Source organism: Henriciella sp. (genome assembly GCF_029936995.1).
Taxonomy (GTDB): domain Bacteria; phylum Pseudomonadota; class Alphaproteobacteria; order Caulobacterales; family Hyphomonadaceae; genus Henriciella.
In genome coordinates, this window is record NZ_JAPYRE010000001.1 from 531835 (window position 1) to 556113 (window position 24279).

Here is a 24279-nt window from a genome sequence, read left to right on the forward strand (position 1 = left end):
TCCTTCTTGTTCGGAAACTGGGAAACGCCCAACGCGTCTTATTCTTTCCATTAAGAATAGATAAGCGCGCCATAGCTTTTATTGATGGGTGGCAAGTGCCTCACCCGCTGCTGCCGCGCTCGCCCAGGCCCACTGGAAATTGTAGCCGCCGAGCCAGCCGGTGACGTCGACGCATTCGCCGATGAAGTAGAGCCCCGGCTGGTTCCTGCTTTCCATCGTGCGCGACGACAGGCCATCAGTGTTTATGCCGCCAGCCGTAACCTCTGCTGTGCGCCAGCCTTCGGTGCCGGTCGGCGTGACCTTCCAGTGCTTGAGAGCGAGATTGATGGTTTCGATGTCATTGTTTGAGAGGTTGGCGAGTTGTTTGCTGCCGGGAATGCCGGGCCAGCCGGCCACGAGATCGGCGAGCCGGGCGGGCAGCCATGTGGCCAGCCATGTGCGTAGAGTGGTTTTCGGGGAGGCGTCTCTCGCTTCGCCCAGGACGTCAGGCACGTGCCAGCCGGGGGCAAGGTCGATCTGTACGGGCTCGGTCTCGCGCCAGTATGAAGAGACTTGCAGCATGGCCGGCCCGGAGAGACCGCGATGGGTAAACAGCATCGCCTCATGGAAATCAGGGCCGCGGTCTGCATGGGCATCGACAGGGGTGGAGACGCCGGACAGCGACGAGAAGGTGTCCTTGAGCTGCCCGCTGAAGGTGAAAGGCACGAGGGCAGGCCGGGGCGTTATGACTTCATGGCCAAACTGGCGGGCCAGCTCATAGGCAAGACCGCTGGCCCCCATTTTCGGGATGGAAAGACCGCCCGTGGCGACGACTAGCTTCTGCGCGCTGACGTCCCCTGCGCTGGTGCGGAGATGATAACGGCCATTCCTGTGGCCGACTTCTGAAACTTCGGTCTCCAGCCAGAGCTCGCCGTTTGCCGCGTCCAGTTCGTCGAGCAGCATCCGGATGATGGCGCCGCTCTTCTGGTCGCAGAAAAGCTGGCCGAGCGTTTTCTCGTGCCAGGTCAGGTCGTGGCGGGCGACGAGGTCGCAGAAATCCCAGGGGGTGTAGCGCGCAAGCGCCGACTTGGCGAAGTGCGGATTGCCGGAAATGAAGTTGGCCGGTTCGGTGTGGATATTGGTGAAGTTGCATCGCCCGCCGCCGGAGATGCGGACTTTCTCGGCCGGCTTTTTCGCATGGTCGATGACCAGTACGGACCGGCCGTGCACGCCCGCCCGCGCCCCACAAAAAAGGCCGGCGGCTCCGGCCCCCAGAATTACGGTGTGGTATTCATGTGCCAGAATTAAATTCCCTCAAAAAGTCCAATTCCCGCCCTGTTGGCGGCACGCAATCTTCCTGTAAAGATAATAGCGTGGAGAGGGAGGAGAGTCGCACATGGCTGGCAACACTTACAGGGCACGGGGGCTAATTCTTGCAGGTTTGCTGAGCGCGCTTGCCGCATGTGGCGGAAATGACGATCCACCGACGACGATTCCGGAAGAAGCCGGCGGCCAGGTTGTCGAGCGTTCGCGCGCCGACCGTGTGGCGGCTGAGCAGCGCCAGGAGGAACGCCAGCGCCTCGCGGCACAGGAAACCAACGCGTTTGCCTATTTCCGCTATGCCCCGGATACAAGCGGCGACCAGCCGCGGGCCTGTCTGGTTTTCTCCAAACCGCTGGACCCCGGCACTGACTACTCCACCTATATCGAGATGCGTCCCGCCGTGCGCCCGGCCTATAGCGTCGAGGGCCGGGAGCTCTGCCTTGAGGGGCTCGATTTCGCACGCTCCTATACCGCGACAATCCTTGAGGGCCTGCCCTCCGATGGCGGCGAGGAGATTTCGCGGGAAGAAGACGTCCAGATCAGCTTCGAGGATCGCCCGCCCTATGTCGGATTCCAGGGCTCCGGGGTTATCCTGCCGCGCGAGAATGCCGATGGCCTGGCCATCGAGACGGTGAATGTCGAGAATGTCGAGGTCACGGTTTATCGCGTGAATGATCGTGCGCTGGCCTTTAAGGAGATCAGCCAGGGCGAATCCGCGCCGCAGGGGCGCTATTCGTATCTGTATGGCGATGACGATCCGCGCGATGTGTCGTCGGAAGTCTGGTCGGGGACGATGGCGGTGGACAATGTTACCAATGCGCCCGTGACGACGGTGTTTCCGCTGCCGGATGTCATCGGCCAGCTGAAGCCCGGTTCCTATTTCGTCGAGCTTCAGGACGCGCGCGATATCAGCGACCGGGATGGCCCGGCAGCTTCTGCGCGGCGCTGGATCATGCTGACCGATCTGGCCCTGACCGGCTATCGCGGCGAGAACGGTCTCGATGTGACCCTGCGGTCGCTTCAGGATGGGGAGATCCTGGCGAATACGCGCGTGCAGCTGATCGCTTTCAACAATGAGATCCTCGCCGAGGCGGACACCGATGAGAGTGGCCGCGTGCGCTTTGGTGCGCCGCTGCTGGAAGGCGAGGGGAATCTCGCCCCGCGCATGGTCATGGCTTTCGGGGCCAAGGGCGATCTTGCCGTGCTGGACCTCAGCCGGGCGCCGATCGACCTGTCGGAGCAGAATACGGGGGGGCGGACCACACCCGGCCCGGTGGATGGCTATGTCTATGCCGAGCGTGGCATCTTCCGGCCCGGCGAGACGGTGCATCTGACAACGCTTATGCGCGACCGGGCAGGCAAGGCCATCGAGAACCGTGCGGGCAGCCTTATCGTCTATCGCCCCAACGGGCTTGAGGCCGACCGTTACCGCTTCCCGAATGCGGAAGGCGGGGCTGTGCAATGGGATTACAAACTTTCAGACAGTGCCTCGCGCGGTATGTGGCGCGCCGTGCTCGACATTGACGGGGCAGGCGAGGCCGGCAGCTTGCGTTTTGCGGTCGAGGACTTTGTGCCCCAGCGCATTGCTGTCGAACTGGAGACCGATGAAGAGACCCCTGTCCGTGCAGGTGGAACGCGCGAGATCGCCGTCGATTCCCGTTTCCTCTATGGCGCGCCGGGCGCGGGCCTGACCGTCAAGGCGCAGGCGCGTATCGAGCGGGATCCGAGTCCGTTCGAGGCATTCGAAGGTTTCGAGTTCGGGCGTCACGATGAGAGTTTCAGTGAAGAGATTCTCGAACTCGACGACCAGACAACGGACGGGGCTGGCAAGGCCACACTGCGCCTGTCGCCTGGAAGCAAGGCCCGCGACGCCGAGCGGCCTTTGCGGTTGAACGCCAATGTGAGCGTGCTGGAGCCGGGCGGACGCGCGGTGACGGAGAGTGTGCGTATCCCGTACCGCCCGCGCGACCTCTATGTCGGCATAAGCGAGGATTTCGATGGCCGCGCCGAACACGGCAAGCCGGTGAGTTTCGAGATCGCCGCCGTCGATGCAGCAGGCAGCGTCACAGAGACCGGGTTGAACTGGAAAGTGCTGGCGATCGACTACCACTATGACTGGTACCGTGAAGATGGCCGCTGGCGCTGGCGCCGGTCGCGTACGGTGAGCACGGTCAATGAAGGCGTCGTCGAGACTGGCGGCACGACCCAGTCCATCAGTGTGAACGGGCTTGATTATGGCGAGCATGAGCTGATCGTCACAGCAGAGGGTAGCCCTGCTGCAGCGAGTACGGATTTCCGTGTCGGTTGGGGCGGCTCTGTCTCCGATGAGGGGGTCGAGGCGCCTGACCGTGTGCAGGTCATGGTGGAAAAGCAGAAAGTGGTGCCCGGCCGTCCCGCGGCGATCACCGTGGTCCCGCCCTATGATGGCGAGGCCCAGATTGTCGTGGCAACAGACGAGATCTTGTCTGTGGAGACGCGGGATGTTTCCGCTGAGGGCACGCAGTTCACCCTGCCTGTAACGGAAGAGTGGGGCGAGGGCGCGTATGTGATGGTCAATGTCTATACCCCGCGCGACCCGGTCGTGCAGTCCAGACCGCGCCGGGCCGTCGGGGTCGGCTATGTGCCGGTCGATATGGAAGACCGCACCTTCGAGCTTGAGATCGACGCGCCGGAGATCGTGCGTCCGCGCCGGGAGCAGACGGTCGAGGTGGATATCTCCGGCGGGCCGCGTGAGGGTGTCTATCTCACGCTGGCGGCCGTCGATGAAGGCATCCTGCGCCTGACCAAGTATGACAGCCCTGATCCGGTGTCGCACTATTTCGGGAAGAAGGCGCTCGGCGTTGATATCTTTGATGATTATGGCCGCCTGCTTGATCCGAATATGGGCCTGCCGGCGGAAGTGCGCACGGGCGGTGACCAGCTTGGCGGGGAAGGTCTGACCGTCGTGCCGACGAAGACAGTCGCGCTATTCTCAGGGCTGGTCGATGTCGGCCGGTCGGGCAAGGCCGAGGTCACGTTCGATATTCCCGAGTTCAACGGCGAGCTGCGTCTCATGGCGGTCGCCTGGTCGCAGACCGGACTTGGCGCGGCGAGCCAGCCCATGACAGTGCGCGATGAGGCACCTTCCGAGCTGATCCTGCCGCGTTTCCTCGCGCCGGGTGATGAGGCGCTGGCCACCGTCTCCATCGACAATATCGAGCTTCAGGATGGCACATTCACCGCCGCTCTCGATGTCTCGCAACCGCTGGACGTGCCGGCGACGGAAGTGTCGCGTACCATTCCCAATGGGCAGCGTGCCGATGAAGGCGTCCTGATTACCTCAGACGGGCTGGGCGTGTCGGATGTGCGCCTGAGCGTCGATGGGCCTGAAGGCTATTCGGTCTCGCGCGATTACAGGATACAGTCCCGTTCGCCCTGGCTGCCGGCGACCAGCATTTCGACGGCCCTGATGGAACCGGGTGACAGCTGGTCGATCCCGGATAACATACTGGCGGATTATGTTGCTGACAGCGCCGAGGTGACGGTCACTTTCTCGTCGCTGCCGCTGGATGCGAACGCGCTCTACGCCTCGCTTTCGAGCTATCCCTATGGTTGCACCGAGCAGACGGTCAGCCGGGCCATGCCGCTTCTCTACTCTGACGAGCTTGTGGCCATGGGCGCCGATACAGACGCGCGCGAGCCTGCGCGCAATCAGGTGCAGGCGGCGGTGACACGTGTGCTGAACCGCCAGTCCAATGATGGTGCTTTCGGGCTGTGGCGCGAGGGCGACCGCAATGCTTCGCCCTGGCTCGGTGCCTATACGGCCGACTTCCTCTACCGGGCCGATGCGGAAGGATATGAAGTGCCGCAGGAAGCGCTCGAGCGGGCCTATCAGTCGCTGCGCCAGACCGCGCAGGGCGATGCCTGGCGGGTCTATGGCTATGAAACGAATGTCTGGGAAGGCGAAGGCCATGTCGATACCGAAGACAGGCTGATGCGCCGCTCTGCGGCCTATGCGCTTTATGTGCTGGCCAAGGCGGGCAAGGCGGATATGAGCCGCCTGCGCTATCTCCATGACCGTGAACTGGACGAGATGGAAAGCCCGCTGGCGCGGGCGCACCTGGCCGCGGCGCTCTCCTATATGGGCGACCGCTCACGTGCGTTCAGCGCATTCGATGCTGCTGAGGAGGCACTTGGCTACACCAATAATGGCGACTACTATCAGACACCGCTTCGGGACCTGACGGGTGTTCTGGCACTGGCGGCCGAAACCGGGTTCAATGAGCATGTGTCGCGTCTGGCCCGGCGTCTCGGGGAGGATACCCCGGACCCGAGCGAGCTGTCGACACAGGAGAAAGCCTTCGCGCTGCTGGCGGTCGACGGGATGACCAGTGATGAGGCTGATGGTCTTCGTATCAGTGTCGACGGGCTTGGGCGCGGCAATGACAATGACCGGCGCTACATGCTGAATGCGGCGCAGGCGACCAGCGATGTGAGCTTTACGCTTGGCGGCAATTCCGCAGCCATGTTCCGCACCGTGATGGTGCGCGGCCAGCCCTCGAGCGCGCCGCCGGCTGTCTCCTCGAAGCTGAAGGTGGCGAAGAAACTGCGCACCATGACAGGCAGTCAGGTAGATACAGGCCGCGTGCGGCAGGGCGACCAGATTATTGTCGCGGTGGAGCTGACACCCGAGCAGCGCCGGACGAACCCGGTCATCATCGCAGACCTCCTGCCAGCCGGCTTCGAGATCGAGACAGTGTTGAAACCCGCGGATGGCGCGCGTGAAGATGGGCCTGACGGGGCATTTTCATGGCTTGGTGAAATCGACCAGGCGAATACGGCCGAAGCCCGCGATGACCGCTTCGTGGCGGCGGTCGATGTGCGGGACGACCCGGTGCGGCTTGCCTATGTCGCGCGGGCCGTGACGCCGGGGGCCTACGTCATGCCGGGCGTCAATGCCGAGGACATGTACCGGCCAGATGTCTTTGCCCGCTCCGCGCCGGGCCGGCTGACGATCGAGACGCAGAGCGCAGGCACTGGCGGACAGAGATGAGGCGAGTGTGATGAGATGGGTGAAGTGGCTCGCGATTGCCTTTGCGGCATTGCTGGCTGCCACCCTTGCGCTCGACCGGATCTTTCCGCCACCGCTTGAGAGAGGAGCGGTTGTCTCGAGCCTTGTGACCGACAGGGACGGGCGGCCTTTGCGGGCAATCTCCACACCGGATCACTACTGGCGGTTCAGGGCCGAGCTTGACGAGATTGACCCGGTTTTCATCGAGGCCCTGCTGGAGGTTGAGGACCAGCGCTTCTGGGGCCATCACGGGGTAGACAGGATTGGCATGGTCCGCGCGGTCTGGAGTTCGGCAAAAGCAGGCCGCATCGTCTCGGGTGGTTCGACCATAACCATGCAGACCGCCCGCCTGCTGGAGCCGCGCCCGCGCACGATCCCGTCCAAACTGATCGAGATGTTCCGCGCCCACCAGATCGAGGCACGACTGTCGAAGGAGGAAATCCTTGAGCTCTATCTGACGCTGACGCCCTATGGCGGCAATATCGAGGGGCTTCGTGCGGCGAGCTGGCACTATTTTGGCCGCGGGCCGGACCGGCTGTCGGACGACCAGATCGCTCTGTTGATCGCGTTGCCGCAGAGCCCAGAGGTACGCCGCCCGGACCTTCGCCCCAAGGGCGCGGATGCCGGCCGCAAGGCGATTGTCTCCAAGCTGGAACGGCTCGGCTATCTGGATGCGGCCCGCGCCGAGGAGGCGCGCACCTCACATATGCCGACGGGGGAACATGCTTTTCCATCCCGCGCCTGGCATGCCACATCGCAGGCGGCTGAAGGCGTGTCCGGCGACGTGCGTTCGACCCTCGACTCGCGGTTGCAGGCAGAGCTTGAAGGGCTTGCACGCGAGCATGCGAGGACCTTCGGAGATGAAACGCAGGTCGCCATGCTGGTCGTCGATATTCCGACACGCGCGGTGCGGGCGGCTGTCGGGTCGGCCTCGCGGGATATTCCGGGCGGCTGGCTGGACCTTACCGCGCAGGCGCGTTCTCCCGGCTCGACACTGAAGCCCTTCATCTATGCCATGACCTTCGATGACGGGTCGGCTGCGCCGGATACACGGATTGCTGACCTGCCAAAGCGCTTCGATTCCTACCAGCCGGACAATTTCGACCGGATGTTCCGCGGTGATGTGCGCGTTTCCGATGCGCTCCAGCATTCCCTGAATGTCCCGGCTGTCCTGGCGCTGGACCGGATCGGGCCGGAGCGGTTTGCCGCGACACTGGCGCTGGCCGGTGCACCGCCGCGTATCTCGCGCGGGGCAGACAGGGAGCCAGGGCTCGCCCTGGCACTTGGCGGGGCCGGGATGACGGCGCGGGAACTGGCTGTGCTCTACGCCGCGCTGGGCGATGATGGTCATGCCAAGCCGCTGGTCTGGCGTGCAGACCAGGAGGCACGGATGCGAGCCGCACGTGGTTACCGCCTGATGAGTCCGGACAGTGCAGAAAAGATCCTGCGTATCCTGCGGAATGCACCCGCACCGGCTGGGCGCATGCCGGGACGGCTGACGGCGAATGCGCCTCAGATCGCCTTCAAGACAGGCACGTCCTATGGCTTCCGGGATGCCTGGGCGGCAGGCGTTTCCGGCGATCATGCCATCGTGGTCTGGGTGGGCCGGGCCGATGGCGCACCGCGTCCAGGGGTCACGGGACGCAAGGCGGCCCTGCCAGTCCTGTTCGAAGCAGCCGACCGGGCCGCCTATCATCTCGGCAAGGGCGGAGGTGCCAGGACACGGCTGATGAGCGAACAGCCCGCAGAGGCGAAGGGAGCGCTGGCCCGTTTTGAACGTGGCAGCCATGCGCCAGAAATCCTGTTTCCGCCCAAGGACGCCGAGCTCTGGTCCGGCGCGATCAATGGCAAGCCCTCGCCGCCTTTCGTGCTGGCCGGACGCGGGGAGGGCAGGCTGGACTGGTATGTCGACGGGAAGCCGTGTGAGACAGATGATGCAGGCCTGCCTGTCTGGCAGCCGGAACGCTCCGGTTTCTATCGTGTGAGTGCTGTCGACGCCGCAGGGCGTGAGTCGAGCGTGAAGGTCCGCGTCATTGGCGCAGGATCAGCAGGCTAGAGGGCGGGACTGCCCGACGAAATCAGGTCCAGGGATTGAACCGTGTTTTCGGGCGCGGTCGTTCACTTCCTGATGCAGACGTATCGTCTTCGTCGTCCCCGGCCTCTTCGTTTTTGGAGGATGCAGACGCAGCGTTCGGCGACACTTCATCACTTGGATTCTGGGGGAGCTGTGTTCCGACATAGGAGTGCACATCCTCATTCAGTGCGTCGGCCTTGAGGTTGGTGATGTCAGGGACGGATACGGTGGGAGCCTCACGGGCTTCCCGGGATGTGTCTGTGGTCGCATCGATGAAGGCGGATGCCTTACTAACGCTTTCAGCCGGCCGGTAGCCGCCGGCAGGACTGCCAAAGCCGTGCCCGGCACCGAGCTGGCTCAGGCTGACGCCGTCTGCGTCTGGCCCAGCCTCTTTTTCTTCTGCTTCCGTATCCGGCAGGGTCATCATGGTCGCGGCTGCGCCGAGCTGCGACTCATCAGATGACGATGCAGGCGCATCGGCGGACTCTTCTGCGGAGGCTTCAGCTCCAGCCGTTTCCAGCCCGCCTGCACCGAAAGGCACATAGCGCGGCGCTGGTGCGGTATCGGCAGCCAGCGGGGCTTGCGTTTCCGGCGTTTCCTTCGGGCGGGACGCAGCTTCGGCCGGTTCCGGTGCCTTGCCATAGGGGAAGGGAACGTACTGGAACGTATCGGCCTCATCCGCCTGGGCTTCGGCCTCTTCGTCGGGCAGGGGCGCAGCAGCCTCCGGTGCGGTTGCGTCTGGCGCTTCGGGGAGCGTCGCAGAGTCTCCAGGAGCAACCGTGTAGGCCGGTTGCGGCATCTCCATATCGTCCAGTGTGTTCCCGGATGTTCCGGTCTCGGAAAGCGTGTCTGCACCGCGCTGGGGTGCATCATCTGTATCCGCGTCAAGTGCGTCTTCAATGTCGCCTTCTACCGGCGCATCATAGAACATCGCCGCATCAGCCTCATCCTCATCTTCGGTGTCGTCAGCTTCATCAGCAATGTCGCTGTCGTCCTCATCATAGGAAAAGCCTGCATGCGTTGACTTGCGGTCAGGGATGCCCGTTTTCGGCGGGGTGGGCGCCGGGGCGTCGGCCAGGCCGGCCAGAAGCGTGCTGATTGCTTCTTCCGTTCCCCGGGCCGTGCGGCGTGCATTGCGGATCAGCGTGGAGACAAGGTCTGCATAATTCGATCCGCCATCCTTTTGCGGGGTCGCGCGGAGCATGTCGGGGGTGGCATCCTCGAGAACCTTCCCGCCTTCGGTCCCGAGTACCATCTGCGGCGGCTCTTCCGACACACGAACGATATAGCCCTCGGTGGCGAAAATGACGTCGCCATTCTCGTTTTCCGTCCATTCGATCTTGTTCTGCGCCGACATGGTGGCGAGACGGTCGATCAGCTTTTGCGTCGATGGATGAAGCATCATGCGGGTCCAGGATCCGTGAAAGTTGCCGGTAACCCGGCACGTTAACGCCAGGCATCGGAATTATCAAAGCCCGCTATCCGTGAGTTTTCATGAAAATGCGGTCAGGTCCCGGTAAGCCTGCTGCCATGGAAGACAGCGCGCAGAGCCGATTACAGGGCCATGACTTTCTCCCCGGCAGCGTCATACTACCTGTAGAAGACCGCCAGTGGCAGAGGAGGCCGAAGCCGGATGAATACAGAACTCCTGATCCGGGCGGGCGTCTTTCTCGGCGTGTTTGTCATGCTGGCCATACTGGAGTGGCGCTATCCCCGCAGGAGGCCAACCCTGTCCCGGCGCCAGCGCTGGCCCGGAGCAGCGGTGCTTTTTGTGACGGGGGCCGTCCTGGGGCGTCTTGCCGTCCCGGCAGGACTGGCTGGTCTGGCGATCTGGGCCGACGGGCAGGGGCTTGGCCTGTTCAATATCGTGGACCTGCCGCTGGTCGCAGTCGGTATCCTGTCTTTCCTGATCCTCGATCTCGGGGTCTGGGCGCAGCATTTCGCCATGCATCACGTGCCTGTCCTGTGGCGCATGCACCGGGTGCATCATGCCGACCCGCATATTGATGTTGTCACGGCGCTGCGTTTCCACCCGGCCGAAATCATCGTTTCTCTCGCCTGGAAGGCGGGGGTGGTGCTTGTCTTCGGTATTCCGGCCTGGGCGGCGTTCATCTTCGAAGTGGCGCTGAACGCATTCGCGCAGTTCAACCATGCCAACTGGGCCCTGCCGCAACCGGCTGACAGGCTGTTGCGTCTGCTTGTCGTCACACCGGACATGCACCGCGTGCACCATTCCACGACACGTATGGAAGCAAACCGCAATTTCGGGTTTTGCCTGTCGGTGTGGGACCGGCTGTTCCGGCTCTACAAGGCACAGCCGGATGCTGGCCATGACGCTATGACGATCGGGCAGGAAGACTGGCGCAGCGCAGAAGACCAGGGGCCGTTGCCACTGCTTGTACAGCCGCTGCGCACGGGTCGGCGCTAGTCCTCGACAGGCCGGGGCGCGTCCGTATCGTAACTGGCGCGGACCTCGGCGATATCTTCAAGGAAGGCAGCGACGGGGTCATCTGCCTCCACTGCGGAGAGGTCTGAGCGGAAGCCCTGAACGGTCAGGTCCGGCGCAACAAGCAGATAGCTCGGCGTCCATTCGATGGCGAGCGTCTCGCGGATCGAGGCATCCTCATCGACGAGCGTGGGGTAATTGTAGCCTTTCTCCTCGAAATAGGCTTCGACCGAGCCGTAACGGCCATACGCTTCATCGACCCGCTTGGCATTTGGCGGCGTGTGGATCGACAGGAAGCTGAGATCTTCCATGCCTTTCACTTCTTCCCAGAGTTCAGCCACATAGGGGGCATCGCGCATGCAGTCGCCGCACCAGATTCCCCAGACATCGATGATTGTCCACTGGTTTTCCAGCTCTCGTGTCGAGAAGAGTGGGCCAGCTTCCATGGTGCCGTCGAAGGCCGGTATCTCGCGGCCGAGATACATATAGTCGTAGGGACGGCCATAATCGTCGCGCGGGACGCCATTTTCATCGCGTTCGGCGGTTTCGGGCACGCTGGCACCAGGTGTGATGAAGCCTGTTGCGCTCTCGCCGGCGCCCTCGCCGGGCGCGCTTCCACTGCTGCAGGCGGCGGTGAGAGCAAATGTGGCAGCGGCGATCAGTGTGCGCATTATGATTATTCCTCCGAGAACATGTTCTCAGAGGCAGGTAAGGTGATGCTGGCAAGAAAAAAGCCCCGGCGCAAAGACCGGGGCTTTCCTGCTCTAAGGCACGGAGTGCAAATCAGCCGCCTGCGCGGGGATCGCGTGTGCGAAGGGCATTGTTCTGGATGTCGCGGGTGCCTTCCTGGCTCGCGCGGGTCTTGGCGGCCCACATGGCGCGCGTCGCGCATGTATTCTTGGGGATCACGGAACCCATCTGCTCGACCCGCTTGCAGACTTCCTCGTCGGGGTCGAGGCCTTGCTGGATCAGGTCCTGACGCACTTCCTCCCTGATCTGGGCCACTTTCTGACCATTGGAGAGCGTAGCGGTGCTGCCGGTCTGTCCTGTGGTGCAGGCAGATGCCATCAGGCCAAGCGCAAGGACCCCCGTCGTGCCAAAAATCAGTTTCATGAAAGTTTCCCCTTGTGGTTCAGAATAGTTGCTTATGAAAAAGTCTACATGGTCTCACTGAAAATCTCAAACATCAGGTAGATTTATTTTCGATGAGAGGTCTTCGCGCCGTAACGCGCCGCGCGTTACTCATATCCATGCAAATAAAAAACCCCCGTTCGGGCAGGAACGGGGGCTTCATATTCAGGTGTGGGTGAGCCTAGCTGTAAATCTCGAAAAGGCCTGCTGCGCCCATGCCGCCACCGACGCACATGGTCACGACGCCCCACTTTGCACCGCGGCGCTGGCCTTCCAGCAGGATGGAGCCGGTGCAGCGGGCACCTGTCATGCCGAAGGGGTGACCGATGGAGATGGAGCCGCCATTGACGTTGTACTTCTCCGGATCGATGCCGAGACGGTCACGCGAGTACAGGCACTGCGAAGCGAAGGCTTCGTTCAGTTCCCAAAGGTCGATGTCGTCGACCTTCAGGCCGTGACGCTCGAGCAGGCGCGGAACGGCAAAGACCGGGCCGATACCCATTTCGTCCGGGTCGCAGCCGGCAACATTGAAGCCGACGAAGCGGCCGAGCGGCTCGATATTACGCTTCTTGGCTTCTTCGGCCTCCATGACGACAACGGCGGCTGCGCCGTCGGAGAGCTGGGAGGCGTTGCCAGCGGTGACATACTTGCCTTCCTTGACCTGCTGGCCACCGGAGAAGACCGGCTTCAGGCCAGCCAGTGTCTCATAGGTCGTGCCGGGGCGGTTACAGTCGTCACGGTCGGCGGTGACATCCTGATAGGTCTCTTCGCCGGTTTCCTTGTTGACCAGCTTCATGCGGGTCTTGAGCGGCACGATCTCCTCGGCCATCCAGCCCTTTTCCTGGAAGTTGGCCGTGCGCTTCTGGCTTTCGGCGGAGTACATGTCCTGGGCTTCGCGGGTGACGCCATAACGGTCGGCCACGATTTCTGCCGTCTCGATCATGGTCATCCAGATCGCCGGCCATTCGGCCATCAGCTTGTCTTCGGTGTAGCGGTGGGTGTTCATGTGGCCCGAGCGTGAAACCAGTGACAGGCTTTCAACGCCGCCACCGATGGCGATGGGGGCACCTTCATTGGTCACGGTGTGGGCGGCATTGGCAATGGCCTGAAGACCGGATGAGCAGAAGCGGTTGATGGTTGCGCCAGCCGTGGAGGACGGGCAGCCGGCCCAGAGCGCGGCGTTGCGGGCAACGTTGTGACCGGTTGCACCTTCAGGCTGTGCTGCGCCGAGAAACACGTCCTCGACCTCTTTCGGGTCGACGCCTGCGCGCTCCATGGCGCCCTTGATGGCATGGCCGGCCATGGTGATGCCGTGCGTGTCGTTCATTGCGCCCCGGCCGGCCTTTGTCAGCGGCGTGCGCGCGGTGGATACGATGACTGCTTCTCTCATTTCAGGTCTCCTCCAAGAGTGTTTGATCTTGTTGCAGCGCACCCTAATCGCGGTAAAGCGAATGCGCTAGCCCCATATCTGCGGCGTTTCGTACAATCCCGCGTGAGCGGAACCGACAGGCCCGCCAGGCTTTGTTTTCGAGGCAACAGGGAGCTGGACATGCAGGAAAGACAACCCGCAGATATCGACCGCCTGGCGAAGTTCCTGGATTCGGAATTCCGCCTGCCGGGCACGCAGTTGCGGTTCGGGATGGACGGGGTGATCGGTCTCATTCCGGGGATTGGCGACGCCATCACGGGCGGACTGGGGCTTTACATTGTTGCCCGCGCCCACAGGGAAGGTGCCCCCAAGCTCATGTTGTTGAAGATGTTATGGAATCTGGCGGTCGATACGGTGCTCGGCGCGATACCGCTGGTCGGCGATATCTTCGACTTTGCGCACAGGGCCAATCTCAAGAACGCGCAGCTGCTCCAGAAGCATCTCGACAAAAGTCATCTACGTCAAAACGAGGCTGGTCCGGACGGTACCTGATGCATAGAATACCGATGCGGAAATAAGGAGTGGGGCCATGATTTCGCCGGAGCATGCGCGCCTCATGGCGCGGTACAATCGCTGGCAGAACAGCAGTATTTTCAAGGCTGCAGATGCTTTGACCGATGCTGAACGACGTGAAGACAAGGGGGCATACTTCAGCTCGGTCCACGAGACGCTGTCCCACATCCTGTGGGCTGACCGTATCTGGCTGTCGCGCTTCGGGGCCTGCGAAGCGCCGGGTGGGGGGATCAAGACTTCTGTGCGGCTCTACCCCGACTGGTTGCCCATGATGGAGGCGCGCCAGAAGATGGACCGGACCATCATCGAATGGGCGCAGAGCCTTGATCGAAAGGCCTTATCGGCTGATCTGAAATGGTTTTCCGGCGCGGCACAGGCCGAAGTGAGCAAACCGGTCTGGCTGCTGGTTACGCACATCTTCAATCACCAGACCCATCATAGGGGGCAGGTTCATGCCATGCTGACATCTGCCGGAGTTTCGCCCGAGGATACCGATCTTTTCCTCATGACGGACGACGCCTGAAGCGGTCTGAGGGCGGTGCAGACATGGTGTGGTGGTGGTCTCGATTATACCGGTGAAATTGCAGAATCGCTTTCTGAAACCTATCTGCGGGTAACGTTTCAAGACCTGACAAGCTCATGACCTGTTGTTCTGACGATACCTGTAGCCCAAAGACGCCCGTTAGCGGGCGATATCGTCTCGTTTTATGGACGGTTCTGGTCATCAACACGGTGATGTTCGGTGTCGAGCTGGTCGCGGGTCTGACCGCCGGATCGGTGGCCCTTCAAGCCGACGCGCTTGATTTCTTCGCCGATGCTGCAAACTACGGCATCAGTCTCTTCGTTCTGGGCATGGCGTTGCGTTGGCGTGCCGTCGCGGCGCTTATCAAGGGGGCATCGATGGGCCTGTTCGGCCTGTTCGTGACTGGAAGTGTGGTCTGGCATGCGCTCAACGGCACAGTGCCCGCGTGGGGCACGATGAGTGCGATCGGTGCGCTTGCGCTGATTGCAAATGTGGCCTGTCTCGGCCTCCTGTTCGCCTGGCGCGAGGGGGACGCAAACATGCGCTCTGTCTGGATATGTTCACGCAATGACGTGCTCGCCAACATGGCTGTCGTGGCGGCGGCCTTCGGTGTATTCGGCTCCGGCACCGGCTGGCCGGACATCATCGTCGCCACGATAATGGCGGGACTTGCCCTTCAGGGGGCATGGGCGATCATCCGCGATGCGCGCCGGGAGCTTCGTGAAGTGCCGGAAGAAAATATGACGCCGGTGCAGGCGGAGTAGGGCTTATTAGCCCCGTTCGCCCAGCAGCCAGCGGATTGTGTCTGTATAGTCGAAGCCGAGCGATATGATCAGCACGAGCGTGCAGAGCGCGACCCATGTGCCAGAGAGAGGTGCTCCCGCGAACCAGTGTTGTCGACGCGACAGGAGCCAGACGACGAGGGGTGTCCAGAGAATGACATGCGACAGCCCGAGAATCCGCGAATAGCCGAAGATGGTGTACATCCAGAGCACGACCGGGATTGTAACGGCCATGACGAGAGCGACGGCGAGCGCTTCTCGCCGGACCAGGGCGAAAGGCACCGACAAGGCGAGGACGGCGACCATGAAGCTCATCCATGTCACGACCCAGTCCGGTTGGGCCCCGGCATCGGCCATGAAGCTGGAAAAGACGCCGTTCATGTCAGTCCCCCGTAAAAGCAATCAGGCGGCCGCAAATCAGCGCTGAAACCCAGCAGCCGAGCGACATGGCACCCAGAGCTTTCTGCGCGCCGGCGCTGCCGCGATGAAGCACGCCAAGCCCATGCGCACAGAGCGCCACCAGTGTGCCGATACAGACAAGTATGATCTTCACCCTGAAAGCGGCATTGGCCGCATAGTCGGCAGGGCGGATGGAAAACAGGAGAAAACCGGTCAACACGGCGAGTGCAAGCCCGGCCATTGCCACCTGCGGAAGTATGCGCGTCAGCGGGGCGAGCGGGACATCTTTCCAGACCCCGATCAGCCGCAGATCAAGAGCTGTAATAGTGCCAACGAGCAGGCTGATGCCCAGGACATGGGCTGTGTTGACCGCTGCATAGCCCCATCGGGCATCACGTAGATACTCCGCGAAAGAGGCCTGAGAGATCAGTTCGAAAAGCTCGTTCAAGGTGAAGAGCGATCAGTCGCGGTCCGGGTAGAGGGCGTGTTCCTCATCACCGATAAATACCCGCTCAGCCTTCATCAGGCGTTCATCTTCCTTGTCGGAGGGTTCCCCGATGAAACGGAGCTCATTGCCAGGTGCATAGTCGGCATCGCTCAGGCCAGCGCGCTCATTACGCCAAGGCTGGCCGACTTCGACGGTCCAGGTCTCGCCGTCGACATCAACCTTGAGAACCCCATGCGGATTGCCAAGGTCGGCTTCTTTCACGGTGCCGGTAAGGTCGATGTTCCCACCTGTTGTCCATGACCAGCCGTGATGGGCGAGCGCTGTGCCGGCAGTTGCGGCGGCGAGCAGTGTGGCAGCGCCAAGGGCGCGGAAACGGGCGGAATTGAAACGGGCCATCGGATAATTTCCCTTGATTGCGTTCTGGATAGAACGCGGTGCCGGACGGCGCGGTTCCCGTGTTGCGATCCTACAGATCACCCCAGTGCTTCAGGGCGGCACGGGCGATGTCATCTCCCCATTCCTGAACGAAATGGCCGCCATCCTCGACTTTCATCGGCTGAGGGCAGTTCCGGATGGTCTGGCGCAGGCCGTCCATCACGGGCGGGCCGAGCACGGGGTCCTGCATGCCGATGGCCATGAAGCTCTTGCCTTCCCAGCGCTGCGACCAGAAGCGCATGGCGCGTTCGGACACATCAACACCCTCCATGTCAGGTGATGTCATGACCAGCTCAGGGAAGCGGCGCACACCGGCCTTGTAGGACTGGTCTGGGAAAGGGGCGCTGTAGGCTTGCGCTTCAGCCTCGCTCAGAACCGGGCTTGCGCGTTTCATCAGGCCGGCCACATCGAGATCGGGCTGCGACCTGTTGAAGGCGCGCCAGTTATCAAAACCCTCGCCGGGGCTTTCGCCTGTCGCGATGGTCGTGTTCATGACAAGCAGGCGGGGAAACCGGTCCGGCATGTCGGGCGCGATGGTCAGGCCCAGAAGGCCGCCCCAGTCCTGACAGACCAGTGTGATGTTCCTGAGGTCGAGCCGGATGATGAGCTCGATCATCATGTCTCGGTGGAAATTGAAGGTATAGACGCTGTCCTCGACCGGCTTGTCGGAACGGCCGAACCCCAGCCAGTCCGGTGCGATGACGCGGGCTCCGCACTCCAGGAAGACCGGGATCATCTTGCGGTAGAGATAGGCCCATGTCGGCTGGCCGTGCAGGCAGAGGAAGACACGGTCTGCGTCTTTCGGGCCTTCGTCGATATAGTGGACGCGCAGGCCCTCATAGCCGTTCAGGTTGTCGACGTAATGCGGGGCGAAGTCATAGCCAGGCAGGTTCTCAAACCGTTCATCGGGGGTGCGCAGGGCGTCCATAAGGGCCTCCATGTCCTGAAGCCATAATGCTGTCTGTGACTGTTCGCGGCAATCATAATCGGGCAATGCGCGCGGCCTGGACAAAAAAAGCCGCCCTTAATGATAAAGGACGGCCAAAGTGTTCAGAGAGTGAGATGAAAGTTCATTTAGTCCTTGGCAGCCTCGTTGCATTTGGCCAGGTCATCCTCTGAGAGGCTTTCCCGGTCATTGCTGAAGGCTGCGAGTACGCCAACTTCCGAGGCGACTTTCTTGCATGTACGGACGGTCACCGTGCGACGGCCGAGCTCAGCGACGCAGGTGGTTTCATTGCAGTTCCAGATGGCTTTTGCAGCCACTACGCTTTCGTTCGCGGCGACGGGCCTGGTCAGCTCGGCGGTAAACATTGTCCCGGCAGCGGCGGGCATTGCGATCGCGGTGAACGCGGCAGTAAGTGAGAGGGTACGAAGCATGGGAGGAATCCTTCAAGCAGCAAATCAGTGAGCAGCGGTATCTGTTTTGGGCTGCTCCAGGGACTTTATGAAAGCTGAATAATTTGTCAACCGTTCACTAAAAGAATTTCGTCCGCCTGGCGCAAACCCTGAGTAGGGGCCAGGCGGCGCTTGAAAAAAGACGGCTGGCTTGACGCAACGGCGCTGATTGATGCGACGCTCTGGCCCGGTATCCTGCCCCTCAAAGACCCAGAAAAGGACCGGGAGGCCGCTCATGGATTTCAATATTCCGCAGGAACTTGCCGATTATCTCGACGTGCTCGACAAGTTTATCGAGGACAAGATCAAGCCGCTTGAAGAGGCCGATGACAATATCCGCTTCTTCGATCACCGCCGCGAATGGGCACGGACAGATTTCGATAATGACGGTCTGCCGCGCCCTGAATGGGAAGCGTTGCTTGGCAAGGCCAGGAAGCTCGCCGATGAGGCCGGGCATTTGCGTTATGCGCTGCCAAAGGAGTTTGGCGGGCAGGATGGCACCAATCTCGGCATGGCTGTCATTCGCGAGCATTTCGCGCGCAAGGGGCTGGGCTTGCACAATGACCTGCAGAACGAGCATTCCATCGTTGGCAATTTCCCGCAGATCCTGATGCTGCGGGACTTTGCGCGCGACGATCAGAAGCATCTCGCGGATGCGGCGCTGAAAGGCGAGTTCAAGGCCTGCTTCGGCCTCACCGAGCCGGATCACGGGTCAGATGCGACGCACATGGAAACCCGTGCTGTCAGGCACAAGAAAGACGGCAGGGATGGCTGGCTGATCAACGGGTCCAAGATGTGGATCACCGGCATGCACGCGGCCACGCACATCATGATGTTCTGTCGCACATCCGGCGAGGACGGGGACGCGAAAGGGATTACCTGCCTGATCACGCCCGCACAGGACCCGGCGATCGAGATCGACGAGTATATGTGGACGTTCAACATGCCGACCGACCATGCCCGGTTCTACATCAAGGACCTGTGGGTGCCGGAGGACGCCGTGTTCGGCCCGCCGGAAGGCGGACTGGCGCTTGCTCAGCACTTCGTTCACGAGAACCGTATCCGCCAGGCGGCAAGTTCGTGCGGGGCGGCGATGTACTGCATCACCGAAGCGATCAATTACGCCAATGAACGCCGCCCGTTCGGCAAGGCGCTGGCCCACAACCAGGCGATACAGTTCCCGCTGGTGGAGCTGGCTACGCAGGCTGAAATGCTGCGCCTGCTGATCTTCAAGACGGCTTGGGAAATTGACCAGATGTCAAAACCGGATGTCGCGATCTATCTCTCAGACAAGGTTTCCATGTGTAACTATTACGCCAACCGGCTTTGCTGCGATGCCGCCGACCGGGCGATGCAGGTGCATGGCGGGATGGGGTATTCGCGCCACAAGCCGTTCGAGCATATCTACCGTCACCACCGCCGTTACCGGATTACGGAAGGCTCCGAAGAAATCCAGATGCGCAAGGTGGCAGGTCACCTGTTCGGCTTCATGGGCCCCAACAAGGGCAAGAACAGGTTCGAGCCATTCGACTTCGCGGTGCGTTAAATTTCATCCTTGTCTATAATTCGCCCTTTACGCGAATTTGGCACATAGCTTGCTCCCATCCCGCGAAAGAGCCGGGTATGGCTCGTTGCGGGACACGGGACAGGTTATGCGAAACAGTTTTGGGCAGCTTCGGGACAGCGAAGGCGGCACGGTTGCCGTTATATTCGCAATCATGGTGGTCGCCATTCTCATCGTGGCAGGTATCGCGATCGACATGCAGCGGACTGTGTCCAATGACCATCGCCTCCAGGCGGCGCTCGATGCTGCCGCCCTTGCGGGCGCCAAGACGCTTGAAAATGCTGGCGCGACCGATGCGGAAATCACGGAAGTGGCGCGCGATGCCTTTACCGCAAACCTGCTGACAGGCCACAAGGATGTCAGCTGCGACGCCGCCAAGATAACCATCCTGCGTGATGACGGGCGGGTGAATGCCGCTGCGGACTGCGCCTTCGAGACGACGTTCGCAGGCCTTATGAAGATCGACAGCGTGACCATCAGTGAGCAGGCAACGGCGCGTGCGGCAATCACCAGGCTGGATGTTGCCTTCATGCTGGATGTGTCCGGTTCGATGGGCGGCAGCAAGCTCAAGGACCTGCAGGATGCCGCGCGCGATGCAATCGACATTCTTATTACGGATTCGACGGGTGACCGTGTGCGCATCGCCCTCAACACTTACGCGACGTCTCTGAATGCAGGTGACTATGCCGCCCGTGTAACCGGCCGCACCGAAGAAGACGACGATGATGACGATGACGACGACGATGATGACGACGACAAGAAGGGCAAGAAGGGTAAAAAGGACAAGAAGGGAAAGAAGTCTGCCAATACCTGTGTTTCCGAGCGCAGCGGCTATGAAAAATGGACAGATGCAGCGCCCGGTGACGATGCCTGGGTTGGTGAGAAGGCAGGGGCTTGTCCAAATACGTCTGTCACGCCCCTGACGTCCCATCGTGGCACGCTGAAATCCAGTATCGCCAAGCTCAAGGCGGAAGGAAACACGGCCGGCCATCTCGGTGTCGCCTGGGCCTGGTACCTTATCTCGCCGGAATGGGATGATATCTGGCCGACCGAATCCAGACCGCTCGCTTATGATGAGGCGAATACCAAGAAAGCCGTCGTGCTGATGACGGATGGCCGGTTCAATACGCAGTATGAATGGCTGCAGGGCACCAGCGACATGCAGGCAAAGCAGCTGTGCCAGGAGATGCGCGACAAGGGCATACTGGTCTACTCCGTTGCATTCGAGGCCCCCTGGAGCGCGAAGAAGACGCTCGAGAACTGTGCGGGCAGTACGGAGCGCTATTTCGAGGCGGAGAATGGCGAGGAACTGGCCGATGCCTATAAGGCGATTGCCAGCCAGCTGACCAACCTCTCCCTAACGAAATAGAAAGACGGAAGACCGCGATTCTCGCAGCCATATGCCAGACTCCGGCTTGCCGGGAAGGTGATTCCGGAATAGGTGTTGTGCCAGAAACACCTCCTCCCCGGGAGAGAGCGGGCTGACTTGTCCCGCCGCCGAAGGCGCAACCGCCCCGGAAACGCTCAGGCAAAAGGACCGGGAGAGAGACCACACGCTGGAAAGAGGCGGATGCAGGGTCAAACCGGTATCTGGCCTCGCCGAAGGAGCAAGTCCTGCCTTTCCCTCCGAGGGATGATGCAGGGACGGAATCTCTCAGGCGCCGAGACAGCGGGGGCGGCCATTTCCTCGATTTTATCGAGGGTTCGTGGCCGTCAACCGTAAAAAGGGCGCCATGGCAGACCAGACTTCAGACGATCTCAAAAAGACAGCCCTTCACGGACTGCATGTTTCGCTTGGCGGCAAGATGGTGCCGTTTGCGGGCTATGAAATGCCGGTCCAGTTCGAGGGCGTAAAGCCTGAACATCTCTGGACGCGCGAACATGCCGGGCTGTTCGATGTCTCGCATATGGGGCCGTGCTTCCTGACGCTCGCCGAAGGTGTGAGTGAGGACGAGGAGGCCCACAAGAAGATTGCTTCATTGATTGAGGACCTGGTGCCGAGCGCCATTTCCACGCTGAAGCCCGGCCAGGCCCGGCTGACGGTTCTGCTGAACGGGCAGGGGGGCATCATGGATGACCTCATCATTACCCGCCTGCCGGACGCGCGCCAGAACGGGCGGCTCTATATCGTCGTCAATGGTGCAGTGAAGGACCAGGACTGGGCCGTCTTCGAGGAAAAGCTAGCTGGACGTGCCGTGCTGGAACGCGCCGATGAAGGCCATGTCCTGATGGCACTGCAGGGACCGGAAGCGGTTGATGTGCTGAAGAGCGAAATTCCGGGATGTGATGACCTTGGCTTTATGCGCTGCATGCAGGCCGAATGGCAGGGCACTGCCTGTACGGTCAGCCGCTGCGGTTACACTGGCGAAGACGGGTTCGAGATTCACATTCCGGCTGCCGCTGGAGAGGAGCTTGCCGCCAAGCTGATCAGGGATGAGCGTGTGAAGCCCATCGGCCTTGGCGCGCGTGACAGTTTGCGCCTGGAAGCCGGGCTTTGTCTCTATGGCCATGACATGGACCAGTCCCGCAATCCGGTCGAGGCGGACCTGCAATGGGTCATCCAGAAGTCCCGCCGCGAACGCGCCGATTTCCCGGGGGCAGACGCCATTCTCAAAGCGCTGGCCGATGGCCCGGCGGAGAAGCGTGTCGGCATCCGCCCGCTGGAGCGCGCCCCGGCCCGCGAGGGCACTGAAATTCACGTGAATGGCGAGAAGGTGGGCGTGATCACCTCGGGCGGTTTCGGCCCGACGGTCGAGGGGCCTGTCGCGATGGGATATGTCCGCGCCGATCTCGCCAAGCCGGGCACACAAGTTGAACTCATGGTGAGGGGCAAGCCGCGCGCCGGCGAAGTCGCCGCGCTTCCTTTTGTCGAACAGAACTACAAACGTTGAGGATCTAGCCAGATGACCGAACAATTTACCCAGCAAGTCACATTCTACACCGAAGACCATGAGTGGGTCACTGTCCATGGCGATATGGCTACGGTCGGCATCACGAAATATGCTGCCGAGCAGCTTGGCGATGTTGTTTTCGTCGAGACCCCGGAAGTCGGCAAGACTGTGAAGAAGGGCGATGATCTCGCCGTGGTCGAAAGCGTGAAGGCGGCTTCCGACGTCTATGCGCCAATGAGCGGCGAAGTCGTCGATACGAATGGCGAGCTCGCCGACGCACCGGAAAAGGTCAATGAGCATCCCGAAAGCGAAGGCTGGTTCTGTGTCATCAAGTTCTCCGATGGCGCGGAGACCGAAGGCCTGATGGACAAGGATGCCTACTTCGAATTCTGCAAGGGCGAGGCGTAGAGGCGAAAGTCTCGTCATCCCGTACGGCCCGCAGAGACGGTCCGGGACCCATGATGAAGAAGGGGCGCCAGACAGATCTGGGTCCCGGTTCTCCGCTTCGCGGCGGCCGGGATGACGCCCGAAAGAGCGCACAGGAGCGTGAGAGATGAGATACCTGCCGCTGACACCTGAAGACCGCAAGGCCATGCTGGCCACGATCGGGGCGAAATCGGTCGACGAGTTCTATACCGACGTACCTGAGGCTGCGCGCCTGGACGGGACGATCGAGGGCCTGCCAGATCATCAGGGCGAACTGGCTGTCGAGCGCCACATGGCGGCGCTGGCGGGCAAGAACCGTACCGCATCCGAGGGCCGTTTCTTTGCCGGGTGCGGGGCATACAAGCACCACGTCCCGGCCACTGTGGACCACATTATCCAGCGGTCTGAATTCCTGACGACCTATACACCCTACCAGCCGGAAATCGCGCAGGGCACGCTGCAGTCGCTTTTCGAATTCCAGAGCCAGGTCGCCGCGCTGACGGCGATGGATGTGGCGAATGCGTCCATGTATGATGGCTCGACCGCCTGTGCGGAAGCCGCGATCATGGCCTGCCGCGTGACCAAGCGGCGCCGGGTTGTGCTGTCGGGTGGTCTACACCCGCATTATGCCGCCGCCACGCGCACCGTCTGCGAGGCGCAGGGCATCGAGGTGGTGCAGCTGAAACCCGGTATCGATGACGAACTCGCTCTCAAGGATGCCGTCGACGACAAGACGTCCTGCGTGATCGGGCAGAGTCCGAACGTGTTCGGCACGGTTACGGATCTTTCGCCGGTCTCCGAAGCCGCCCATGAGCAAGGCGCGCTGATGGTGTCGGTCTTCACCGAGACCGTCTCGCTCGGCATGGTCACCCCGCCCGGCGAGATGGGCGCGGACATCGCGGTCGGCGAAGGCCAGTCCATCGGCAATCCGCTGAACTTTGGCGGGCCGTATGTCGGCCTGTTTGCGACGACAAAGAAGAATATGCGCCAGATGCCGGGTCGTCTCTGTGGTGAGACCGAGGATGCCGATGGCCAGCGTGGTTTCGTGCTGACGCTATCGACACGCGAGCAGCATATTCGCCGCGACAAGGCGACCTCGAATATCTGCACGAATGCCGGGCTCTGTACGCTTGCTTTCACCGCGCACATGACACTGCTCGGCGACAAGGGGCTGACCCAGCTTGCCGAACTCAACCATGAAGCGGCCTGCCAGCTTGCCGATGCGCTGGAAGGCGTCGATGGCGTGGAAATTCTCAGCCCGCGTTTCTTCAATGAGTTTGCGTTCCGCGTACCCGGCAATGCCGAGGCGGTGCTCGCCCAGCTCGACGAAAAGGACGTGATCGGCGGTGTGCGCGCCTCGCGGCTGTTCCCCGGCAAGGGCATGGATGACGTGATCATCGCGTGTGCGACCGAGTGCACGACCGAGGACGACATCGCCGCCTACGCGCAAGCGCTGAAGGAGGTTCTCTAA

The 24279-nt window shown here is 61.7% G+C and carries 21 protein-coding genes and 1 riboswitch; of the genes, 11 read left to right on the forward strand and 10 right to left on the reverse strand.

Features of this window, described 5'->3' with window-relative positions; all coding sequences use genetic code 11:
* Positions 1–78: 78 nt before the first annotated feature.
* On the reverse strand, positions 79–1281 hold the full coding sequence (locus Q1K31_RS02605) for an NAD(P)/FAD-dependent oxidoreductase (RefSeq protein WP_367187513.1): 1203 nt from the start codon (positions 1279–1281) through the stop codon (positions 79–81).
* A 94-nt stretch (positions 1282–1375) separates the two neighbouring features.
* Here Q1K31_RS02605 and Q1K31_RS02610 point away from each other — a divergent pair, with 94 nt between their 5' ends.
* Both Q1K31_RS02610 and pbpC read left to right on the forward strand, forming a co-directional pair.
* The gene (locus Q1K31_RS02610) at positions 1376–6334 is read left to right on the forward strand and encodes an alpha-2-macroglobulin (protein ID WP_300376392.1); all 4959 of its coding nucleotides are present in this window, start codon (positions 1376–1378) and stop codon (positions 6332–6334) included.
* 10 nt (positions 6335–6344) lie between these two features.
* On the forward strand, positions 6345–8408 hold the full coding sequence (gene pbpC / locus Q1K31_RS02615; RefSeq protein ID WP_300376394.1) for a penicillin-binding protein 1C: 2064 nt from the start codon (positions 6345–6347) through the stop codon (positions 8406–8408).
* Between the two features lie 22 nt (positions 8409–8430).
* Here the strand turns inward: pbpC and Q1K31_RS02620 are convergent, their stop codons facing one another.
* Positions 8431–9831 (reverse strand): hypothetical protein, encoded by a 1401-nt coding sequence (locus Q1K31_RS02620; RefSeq protein WP_300376396.1) that lies wholly within the window; start codon positions 9829–9831, stop codon positions 8431–8433.
* Positions 9832–10059: 228 nt separating this feature from the next.
* Between Q1K31_RS02620 and Q1K31_RS02625 the strand changes: the two genes are divergently transcribed.
* Positions 10060–10854, forward strand: coding sequence for a sterol desaturase family protein (locus tag Q1K31_RS02625; protein WP_300376398.1), 795 nt, complete (start codon positions 10060–10062; stop codon positions 10852–10854).
* On the opposite strand, the gene Q1K31_RS02630 is transcribed toward Q1K31_RS02625, so the two are convergent.
* From Q1K31_RS02630 to Q1K31_RS02640, 3 genes are all read right to left on the reverse strand, one after another.
* The gene (locus tag Q1K31_RS02630) at positions 10851–11543 is read right to left on the reverse strand and encodes a TlpA disulfide reductase family protein (RefSeq protein WP_300376400.1); all 693 of its coding nucleotides are present in this window, start codon (positions 11541–11543) and stop codon (positions 10851–10853) included. The two genes, Q1K31_RS02625 and Q1K31_RS02630, sit on opposite strands and share 4 nt — an antisense overlap.
* 112 nt (positions 11544–11655) lie before the next feature.
* Positions 11656–11985: a hypothetical protein gene (locus tag Q1K31_RS02635; RefSeq protein WP_300376402.1), complete on the reverse strand. Its 330-nt coding sequence runs from the start codon at positions 11983–11985 to the stop codon at positions 11656–11658.
* Positions 11986–12184: 199 nt separating this feature from the next.
* Positions 12185–13393, reverse strand: coding sequence for an acetyl-CoA C-acyltransferase (locus Q1K31_RS02640; protein ID WP_300376404.1), 1209 nt, complete (start codon positions 13391–13393; stop codon positions 12185–12187).
* A gap of 159 nt (positions 13394–13552) precedes the next feature.
* On the opposite strand from Q1K31_RS02640, the gene Q1K31_RS02645 reads away from it, so the two are divergent.
* The 3 genes from Q1K31_RS02645 (at position 13553) to Q1K31_RS02655 (ending at position 15232) form a co-directional block, all read left to right on the forward strand.
* The gene (locus Q1K31_RS02645) at positions 13553–13924 is read left to right on the forward strand and encodes a DUF4112 domain-containing protein (RefSeq protein WP_300376406.1); all 372 of its coding nucleotides are present in this window, start codon (positions 13553–13555) and stop codon (positions 13922–13924) included.
* Between the two features lie 37 nt (positions 13925–13961).
* Positions 13962–14468, forward strand: coding sequence for a DinB family protein (locus tag Q1K31_RS02650; protein ID WP_300376408.1), 507 nt, complete (start codon positions 13962–13964; stop codon positions 14466–14468).
* Positions 14469–14584: 116 nt separating this feature from the next.
* A complete protein-coding gene (locus Q1K31_RS02655; RefSeq protein ID WP_300376410.1) occupies positions 14585–15232 on the forward strand; it encodes a cation transporter in 648 nt (215 codons plus the stop codon).
* Between the two features lie 6 nt (positions 15233–15238).
* Here the strand turns inward: Q1K31_RS02655 and Q1K31_RS02660 are convergent, their stop codons facing one another.
* The 5 genes from Q1K31_RS02660 to Q1K31_RS02680 form a co-directional block, all read right to left on the reverse strand.
* The gene (locus Q1K31_RS02660; RefSeq protein WP_300376412.1) at positions 15239–15631 is read right to left on the reverse strand and encodes a hypothetical protein; all 393 of its coding nucleotides are present in this window, start codon (positions 15629–15631) and stop codon (positions 15239–15241) included.
* A 1-nt stretch (position 15632) separates the two neighbouring features.
* Entirely contained in the window at positions 15633–16097 is a 465-nt protein-coding gene (locus Q1K31_RS02665; protein ID WP_300376414.1) for a DUF2214 domain-containing protein, read from the reverse strand.
* Positions 16098–16109: 12 nt separating this feature from the next.
* Positions 16110–16493, reverse strand: coding sequence for a DUF6152 family protein (locus Q1K31_RS02670; RefSeq protein WP_300376416.1), 384 nt, complete (start codon positions 16491–16493; stop codon positions 16110–16112).
* A gap of 70 nt (positions 16494–16563) precedes the next feature.
* Positions 16564–17460: a haloalkane dehalogenase gene (locus Q1K31_RS02675; protein WP_367187514.1), complete on the reverse strand. Its 897-nt coding sequence runs from the start codon at positions 17458–17460 to the stop codon at positions 16564–16566.
* A 146-nt stretch (positions 17461–17606) separates the two neighbouring features.
* On the reverse strand, positions 17607–17909 hold the full coding sequence (locus tag Q1K31_RS02680) for a hypothetical protein (RefSeq protein ID WP_300376420.1): 303 nt from the start codon (positions 17907–17909) through the stop codon (positions 17607–17609).
* Between the two features lie 253 nt (positions 17910–18162).
* Between Q1K31_RS02680 and Q1K31_RS02685 the strand changes: the two genes are divergently transcribed.
* From Q1K31_RS02685 to gcvPA, 5 genes are all read left to right on the forward strand, one after another.
* Positions 18163–19473 carry an acyl-CoA dehydrogenase family protein gene (locus Q1K31_RS02685; RefSeq protein WP_300376422.1) on the forward strand — a complete coding sequence of 437 codons (1311 nt, stop codon included), beginning with the start codon at positions 18163–18165 and terminating at the stop codon, positions 19471–19473.
* 106 nt (positions 19474–19579) lie between these two features.
* Positions 19580–20860, forward strand: a complete 1281-nt coding sequence (locus tag Q1K31_RS02690; protein ID WP_300376424.1) for a VWA domain-containing protein — start codon at positions 19580–19582, stop codon at positions 20858–20860.
* 88 nt (positions 20861–20948) lie between these two features.
* Positions 20949–21040, forward strand: a riboswitch (glycine riboswitch).
* Positions 21041–21224: 184 nt separating this feature from the next.
* Positions 21225–22382: a glycine cleavage system aminomethyltransferase GcvT gene (gene gcvT / locus Q1K31_RS02695; RefSeq protein ID WP_300376426.1), complete on the forward strand. Its 1158-nt coding sequence runs from the start codon at positions 21225–21227 to the stop codon at positions 22380–22382.
* 12 nt (positions 22383–22394) lie between these two features.
* A complete protein-coding gene (gcvH, locus tag Q1K31_RS02700; protein WP_300376428.1) occupies positions 22395–22790 on the forward strand; it encodes a glycine cleavage system protein GcvH in 396 nt (131 codons plus the stop codon).
* 145 nt (positions 22791–22935) lie between these two features.
* Positions 22936–24279: an aminomethyl-transferring glycine dehydrogenase subunit GcvPA gene (gcvPA, locus tag Q1K31_RS02705; RefSeq protein WP_300376430.1), complete on the forward strand. Its 1344-nt coding sequence runs from the start codon at positions 22936–22938 to the stop codon at positions 24277–24279.